This window comes from Synechococcus sp. H55.9 (assembly GCF_047462355.1).
Taxonomy (GTDB): Bacteria; Cyanobacteriota; Cyanobacteriia; order Thermostichales; family Thermostichaceae; genus Thermostichus.
Window position 1 is genome coordinate 1 of sequence record NZ_JANSJB010000112.1, and the last position, 7,164, is coordinate 7,164.

Consider the following 7,164-nt stretch of genomic DNA (forward strand, 5'->3'; position numbering starts at 1 on the left):
GCGAGCTGGCTCATGCCCGTCTGCAAAGCGGATCCCAACTGCTCTCCCCATCGCTGAGAGCGACGGCTGAGATCTGTTAACAACGCTCGCATGTCTTCCATGATCAGACCTTAGATTAGACTTAATCTGTGAAAATTGTTCGCGTCAGCGGCGTGTAGCACCTCGAACCTCTGCCCCCGTCCAGGATGGGTTTGAGTTGAGGTACTCACTCACAGATTCTCTGCCGCCGACGAATCCGCTGCACCAACCACAGCCCCAGAAAATAGCTGACGAGAGCTCCCCAAAAGCCGACAAACGCACAACCGACAAACAGCGTGCCCGACACCTCCAGGCCCCACTGCATCCAGTTTCGCCAAGTGGCCGCCACCAGCTCTGTGGTGGGAAGGACAGTCCGGGATCCCAGCAGCCATTCTCCCACCTGATAGTTAAAGGCATAGATGGGCACATAGGTGAGGGGATTGCTCACCCAGGTTCCTGCTGCCGCTACTAACTTATTGCCTCGAAATGGAATGGCCAGCACCAGAGCAGCCAGGGTTTGAAAGCCAAAAATCGGGAAGCAGCCGGCAAAAACCCCTACCGCCAAGCCGCGGGCAATTTCCTTGGGCGACGATTGCAGCCGCAACAGCCGCAGGTAAAGATAGCGCAGCCAACGCTTCCAGGCAGAACCCTGGCGGGCCGAGGTCGGCCCCAGTTGAGATCCAGAGTAGGAGCGGGAATAAAGCCCAGGGGATCCCGACGAAGGTTCAGAGAAAGAGGGCAGCCTCAACCAAAAGAGGGGGCTCATGGTGGCAAAAAGGGCAACGGAGGGAAGGTGTTAACTCCTGTAAATCCAGTGTATCTTTCCTGCCGTCGGCAAATCCAGGTCGGCAGCAACAGGATGAGGCTGGAGGATCCATTGAAGGGCGCTAGCTGAGCTTGTCCACCAAGGCCAGCACGAAGTGAAGACTCAAGTAGGAAACCAGCGCCACCAAAAACAGGAACAGGGCAATGCTCAGCCCAGATCGCAGGGCGACCCATTCTCTCTTGGGGTCAGGCTTTTCGGGGGGAGTTGTCATCAGAGCAAGTAGAGCAGGATAAACAACACAATCCAAACTCCGTCCACAAAGTGCCAGTAGATCTCAGCAGCCTCGACGCCAAAGTAGTGTTGGGCGCTGTAGTGGCCCGGCTTCAGGGATCGCCAGAGCACCGCCAAAATAAACAGCAACCCCGCCGCCACGTGCAGCCCGTGGAACCCCGTCAAGACATAGAAGGTACTGGCAAACAAGTTGGTGGTGAGGCCAAACTCCAGGTGGCTGTACTCGTAGAGCTGCCCGGCCAGGAAGATGGCCCCCATCAGGGCAGTGAGGGCAAACCACAGCCGCAATCCCTTGACGTTATTGGCCTGGATGGCAGGCTTGGCCTGGTGGATAACCAAGCTGCTGGCGAGCAAAATTGCCGTGTTGATCCCAGGCAAGAGCAATTCCCGCTCCGGCGTCCCTTCCGGCGGCCAGACCGGGGCCGTGAGGCTGTAGGCCAAATAGGCCATGAACAGGCCCAAGAACAGACAGCCTTCCGCTACCAGGAACATCAGCAGACCAAAAACGCGATGATCTGGGTGCTCGACATGAGCGGCATGGGCCTGAGTGTGGCCGACCATCAAGGCATCAGAAGCGAGGGATCCTTGCATATTCCTGTCCACTTAAAATCAATTTTCGCCAAATTCCAGAGACTTCTCGAAACTGTAGGGGCAGCCCAGCCAAGATCAAGACGGGAATACCCGACGAGCAGAGGATGGATACCCAGCGGGCAAGTCTCCTGCTAAGAAGAAGTAGGCTCCGCCTCAGCCAGCGCCAGCTCCCGCAAGCTCTGCAACTGGGCGGCCAAGTAATCCAAAGTCTCCTTGCTGTGCAGGCCGTAGTCGTAGGGGCCAGTTAGCAGGATGGGATCCCCGTAGAAGTTGTGGGCAGGCGGTGGGGAAGAAGTTGTCCACTCCAGAGTTAGAGCCTGCCAGGGGTTGTCTCCGGCCTTGGGCCCAGCTACCCAAGAGTAGATGGCGTTCACCAAGAAGGGCAGCGTGGAGATGGCCAGAATGAAGGCACCCACCGAGCTAATCCAGTTGAGGTCGGCAAATTGCGGGTCGTACTGAGCCACGCGGCGGGGCATGCCCATTAGACCCAGCTTGTGCATCGGCAAAAAGCACATGTTGAAGCCGACAAAGGTCAGCGCAAAATGCACCCGTCCCCAGAACTCGTTCAGCAGCCGGCCGGTCATCTTGGGGAACCAGTGGTAGAGGCCGGCATAGATGCCAAACACGCTGCCGCCAAACAACACGTAGTGCAGGTGGGCCACCACAAAGTAGGTGTCGTGGACGTGGATATCCAACGGCACCGAAGCAAGGATGATCCCGCTCAAGCCGCCGATGACGAACATGGAGATAAAGCCCATGCCAAACAACATGGCTGACCGGAAGTGGATCTTGCCGCCCCAGAGAGTGGCCAGCCAGCTAAACACCTTGATCCCGGTGGGAACGGCAATGGCCATGGTGGCGATCATGAAGAACACCCGCATCCAGTCGGGGGTACCGCTGGTAAACATGTGGTGAACCCAGACAATCAAGCCCAAAAAGCAGATGGCCAAGCTGGAGTAGGCAATGGCTTTGTAGGCAAAGATGGGCTTGCGGGCATGCACCGGCAAGATCTCCGAGATCATGCCGAACACCGGCAGAACCATGATGTACACCGCCGGGTGGGAGTAAAACCAGAACATGTGCTGGTACACCACCGGATCCCCGCCGCCGCTGGGGTTGAAGAAGGCCGTGCCCGCCAACAGGTCAAAGCTAAGCAGGATCAGCGCCCCAGCCAGAACCGGCGTCGCGATGAGAGTGATGATGGAAGCAGCCAGCATCGCCCAGCAAAACAGAGGCATATCCTCCATCTTCATGCCGGGCATGCGCATCTTGAGGATGGTTGTAATAAAGTTCACGGCCCCCAGAATGGAAGAGGTTCCGCCTAACAAAATGCTCAGGATCCAGAGTTCTTCTCCCACTTTGCCACTGATGAGGCTCAGCGGCGGATACGAGGTCCAACCCGCTGCCGGGGCCTCGAGGAAGAGGCTAGCCAGCAGCAAAAGGCCGCTGGGTGGAATTAGCCAAAAGGCGACGGCGTTTAGCCTAGGAAAAGCCATGTCCCGCGCCCCGATCATCAGCGGCACCAGGTAGTTGCCAAAGCCCCCCATCAAAGCCGGGACAATCCACAAAAAGATCATGATTGTGGCGTGCAAGGTAAAGGCGCCGTTGTAGCGCTCAAAACCGAGAAAGTCGGCTTCGGGGGTGGCCAGCTCGGCCCGCACGGCTGTAGCCAGCGCTCCCCCCACCAAGTAGAAGAAAAAGGTGGTCACCAAATACTGGATCCCGATCACCTTGTGGTCGGTGGAGAAGGTAAAAAAGCGCCACCAGGGCTCGGCGGCAGGCTCCAGGCTGGCTTTGGGGGCGGCGGCAAAGGTGGGATTGTCCTGTAGCTGGGTCATGGCAAAAGGCTCCTACTGGCGTCACCAGAACGTCCGTCAAGGGGAAAGGGATCTCTCTAGCCCGCTGAGGGAAGGGATCCCGTTTGCGTCAGCGAGAGGGAGTCCTTGGGCAGTTGGAGTAGATCAGCAGGCGAGAGGCCCAAACGCTGCTGGTGAACTTGGACAAAGGCAGATTGTGGGTGAGGGTGGCGCTCAGCCAAGGCCAGGGCGCCGGTTCCGCCCCGAGCAGCCACAATTTGCTCCTGCTGCCAGCGCTCGAACTCTTCCGGCGTCTCCACAATCAGTTGCCCAGCCATCACCCCATGGTAGGGGCCGCATAGCTCGGCACAGATGATGGGATAGGTTCCTAGCTGCGTGGGCACAAACTCTAGGTGAGTCTCTCGGCCAGGGATCAGATCCTGCTTGAGGCGAAATTGCGGCACCCAGAAAGCGTGGTTGACATCCATAGCCGTCATGTTCAAGCGCACCCGCTTGTTAAGAGGCAGGTGCAGCTCGCCGGCCACCAAACCCGACTCCGGATAGGTGAACATCCAGGCATATTGCATGCCCTGAACTTGAACCACCAGCTCTGGCCGGCCTGTTTCTTTTCCGGGCAGCACTGCAGGGGTGTAAGCATAGCCCGGATCCCCGGCTTCTGCCTCGTAGGCAGACCCCATCGCCATGGCCGCGTGGACGTGGCCGCCAACATCGGCGCCCCCATACACCGCCTGATAGACATCGAGACTGGCCAGGCCCAACCAGAGGATGATCACCGCCGGCACCGCCGTCCACACGATCTCCAGCAGCACGTTGCCGTGGTTGGGATCCCCATCTCCTCGATCGCCCCGCCGCTTACGGTAGCGGATAATGCAGTAGAGGAGTACCCCTTGCACCACCAAGAAGATCCCGGTGGCGAGGGTGATTGTGCTGTTGAAGAGGCTATCGAACAAGGGAGCTGAGTCGGCTGCTGATTCGGGAAGCAGATGGTGGTTCTGGCCGTACCAGAGGCTGGCCAGGGTCAGCAGAACTCCGATACCCACCAAAAGGATGTTGCTCAGGGCACTCACGACTGCTTTTCCCCACTGCAAGAAAGGCTTACTCCAGCAGATTGCCCAATAGGGCCTGCCGGATTGAACTTGGCTTTTTATACCTCTCAGATGCTAGCTCACAGGAATCGGAGAGGATGGCTCAGGCTTATGGATCTCTTCAGGATCTTCCAGGGATCGGCAGTTTCGGCAGACCTGCGCAGGGGCCGTACTACACGACTCTGGTGGAGAGGCATCTCTCCGAACAGAGGTTCTCGTTGCCCGTAGCCTGAGGTAGCGTGGGATAACCCCGCCAGTTGGGGGGTTAGAGAGATTCTGCACCGTTGTTTCGCCAATGTCTTTTCCCCATTCATCGGCGACCTTTCTATCTGGCTTAGGGGATCCCCTGCCGATCCAAACCCCATCGACCGTCTCGGAGTTGGCCGGCATCCTCAAGGAGTGCCAGGGGCGGAAGGTGCTGCCGCTGGGGCAGGGGAGCAAGTGGAGCTGGGCCCAGGTTGCCGAGCCGGTGGATCTGGCTCTCAGCACCTCTGGCTTACGCCGGCTTATCGACCATGCGGCTGCCGATCTCACCGTCACGGTGGAAGCCGGTATGACCCTGGCAGAACTGCAACCCATCTTGGCAGAGCGGGGGCAATGGTGGCCGGTGGATCCCCTCTATCCAGATCGGGCCACCCTAGGGGGCATCATCGCCACCGCCGATACAGGTTCTCTGCGCTGGCGCTACGGTGGGATCCGCGACTTGCTGCTGGGCATAACCTGGGTGCGGGCGGATGGGGAGGTGGCCAAAGCAGGCGGGCGGGTTGTCAAGAATGTTGCCGGCTACGACCTGATGAAGCTGTTCACCGGATCCCTGGGCAGTTTGGGGATTCTGACCCAGGTAACCCTGCGGCTTTATCCTTTGCCAGCAGCCCAGTCTACGTTGCTGGCTACGGGATCCCTGCCGGAGTTGGAGGTCTTGTGTCGGCAGGCGCTGACCGGCCCGGTTAACCCTGTGGGGGTGGATCTCTGGCTGAGGGCAGGGGGAGCTCAGGCCTGGCTCAGCTTTCATGGCTCGCAGCGAGCGGTTGCCCAACAGATGACCCAAATGCGGCGGCTGGCCCCCGCAGGGCTAACTTTGCAGGAAGTGAGTCCCAGCTCTCTGCCCCTGCCTCAACCCGGCTCAGAGGCGGTGCTGGCCAAGTTTGGGTGCCTGCCCAACCAGAGCCTGGCCACATTGGAGCAGTTTCAAGCTCTGTTTCCCGAGGCGCAGGTGCAACTGCACCGCGGCTGTGGGCTGGGACGGGCTTGGCTGGTTCAGCCAGAAGTGGGATCCCTGCTGCAACTGCAGCGCCACCTCAAGTCTGTGGGCGGATTTCTCCTGCTTCTGGAAGCCCCACCGGCCCTGAAGCGGGCTCTTCCCCCCGACTTTGGCCCAGCCACCAGCTTGATGCGCAGGCTGAAGCAGCAATTCGACCCCACCGGCACCTTTAGCCCCAGTTGGATATGAAGGCCACCGCTTCTTCCCCGGCATCCTGCTGGCCAAACGGCTGGTTCCGGTGCATGATAGATCTATAAGAACTTGAAACATTTCTTAATATCACTTCTCGGGATCTCAGCGTCAAAGCCAAAAAAGAGGTCAGCATGAGCATTGAGTGGCAACGGATACTCCGCATTGGGGTGATTTTTTGCATTGGGTTGTTGATTGGGGTCGGCGGAGGATCCCTGACCTGGGCGCAACCGGCCCTGCCGGTGGTGCCGATGGAGCTGCCTCAGCCGCCTCTGCCGGTTTTGGACTTAGCGGATCAGTTGACCAGCAGCCAAGAAGCCCAACTGGCGCAGCACCTGAACAAGCTAGAGCAAGACACCGGTTGGAAGCTGCGGGTGCTGACTCAGTTTGACCAAACGCCGGGCCGGCAAGTGAAAGAGTATTGGGGCCTGAATGAGCGCAGCGTTTTGATGGTGGCGGATCCCAGGGGCGGCAACTTGCTGGCGTTTAATGTGGGGGATGCCGTGCGAGAGATCTTGCCGCGCACCTTTTGGATTGAGCTGCAATCTCGCTTTGGCAACCAATTCTACGTGCGGGAGCACGGTACTCAGCGCGCCATCCTGGAGACCGTCGACGTCTTGGATCGCTGTTTTCACCAGGGGGGCTGCCGGGTGGTGCCCGGCCTGCCTCAAGAGCAGTGGATCCTGACGTTGGTGACCTCGATTTTGGGAGGGATCGTGTTCGGGTTTGCCGGCAAGCCCCGCCATGCGGAGGAGCTGTTTAACTGGCGCTGGGCTTTGCTCATTTCTCCTCTGTGGTTCATTTTGTTTGGGGCTTTCGGTATTGGCCCGGTGGTCACGCGCACCCAGGACTGGATCCCCTTGCTGCGCAATGTCTTGGGGTTTCTGGCAGGGGCCTTGGTGATCTACCTAGCTCCCATTGCTCGCCCGGCAGTGGATCAGCAATAGCCGACTCTTGACAGACTCCCAGCATCGAGGATCAGCGGTTTTCCAACGGCACTTATAAAGCTTACGGCCCGCTTGTGCGAGCAGTCTGGTCGGCCATTCCGCTGGCGCTCCTCGGACGAAGTCCTTGCAGCGGTGCTTATAACTCCCCTCTCCCTCTGGGAGAGGGGCTGGGGGTGAGGGCTGGGAGAGGGGCTGGGGG

At 59.2% G+C, this 7,164-nt stretch carries 7 protein-coding genes; 2 read left to right on the plus strand and 5 right to left on the minus strand.

Annotated features, from left to right (window positions below):
- Window positions 1-205: 205 nt before the first annotated feature.
- The 5 genes from NW857_RS11720 to NW857_RS11740 form a co-directional block, all read right to left on the minus strand.
- A complete protein-coding gene (locus NW857_RS11720) occupies window positions 206-784 on the minus strand; it encodes a DUF2062 domain-containing protein (RefSeq protein ID WP_414338607.1) in 579 nt (192 codons plus the stop codon).
- Window positions 785-905: 121 nt separating this feature from the next.
- Window positions 906-1,055 (minus strand): hypothetical protein, encoded by a 150-nt coding sequence (locus NW857_RS11725; protein WP_414333721.1) that lies wholly within the window; start codon window positions 1,053-1,055, stop codon window positions 906-908.
- Window positions 1,055-1,666, minus strand: coding sequence for a cytochrome c oxidase subunit 3 (locus NW857_RS11730; protein ID WP_414369021.1), 612 nt, complete (start codon window positions 1,664-1,666; stop codon window positions 1,055-1,057). Before NW857_RS11730 ends, NW857_RS11725 begins: the two co-directional genes overlap by 1 nt.
- Before the next feature lie 131 nt (window positions 1,667-1,797).
- Entirely contained in the window at window positions 1,798-3,504 is a 1,707-nt protein-coding gene (gene ctaD / locus NW857_RS11735; RefSeq protein ID WP_414369023.1) for a cytochrome c oxidase subunit I, read from the minus strand.
- Window positions 3,505-3,560: 56 nt separating this feature from the next.
- Window positions 3,561-4,550 carry a cytochrome c oxidase subunit II gene (locus NW857_RS11740; protein ID WP_414369025.1) on the minus strand — a complete coding sequence of 330 codons (990 nt, stop codon included), beginning with the start codon at window positions 4,548-4,550 and terminating at the stop codon, window positions 3,561-3,563.
- A gap of 313 nt (window positions 4,551-4,863) precedes the next feature.
- Here NW857_RS11740 and NW857_RS11745 point away from each other — a divergent pair, with 313 nt between their 5' ends.
- On the plus strand, window positions 4,864-6,018 hold the full coding sequence (locus tag NW857_RS11745) for an FAD-binding oxidoreductase (protein ID WP_414369027.1): 1,155 nt from the start codon (window positions 4,864-4,866) through the stop codon (window positions 6,016-6,018).
- 251 nt (window positions 6,019-6,269) lie between these two features.
- Window positions 6,270-6,965, plus strand: a complete 696-nt coding sequence (locus NW857_RS11750; RefSeq protein WP_414333758.1) for a TPM domain-containing protein — start codon at window positions 6,270-6,272, stop codon at window positions 6,963-6,965.
- The last annotated feature ends 199 nt before the right edge of the window (window positions 6,966-7,164 follow it).

Excerpts from the sequence above, each read along its gene's own strand:
- NW857_RS11720 (WP_414338607.1), bottom strand. The coding sequence starts at position 784 with ATGAGCCCCCTCTTTTGGTTGAGGCTGCCCTCTTTCTCTGAACCTTCG.
- NW857_RS11725 (WP_414333721.1), bottom strand. The coding sequence starts at position 1,055 with ATGACAACTCCCCCCGAAAAGCCTGACCCCAAGAGAGAATGGGTCGCC.
- NW857_RS11730 (WP_414369021.1), bottom strand. The coding sequence starts at position 1,666 with ATGCAAGGATCCCTCGCTTCTGATGCCTTGATGGTCGGCCACACTCAG.
- ctaD (WP_414369023.1), bottom strand. The coding sequence starts at position 3,504 with ATGACCCAGCTACAGGACAATCCCACCTTTGCCGCCGCCCCCAAAGCC.
- NW857_RS11745 (WP_414369027.1), top strand. The coding sequence starts at position 4,864 with ATGTCTTTTCCCCATTCATCGGCGACCTTTCTATCTGGCTTAGGGGAT.
- NW857_RS11750 (WP_414333758.1), top strand. The coding sequence starts at position 6,270 with ATGGAGCTGCCTCAGCCGCCTCTGCCGGTTTTGGACTTAGCGGATCAG.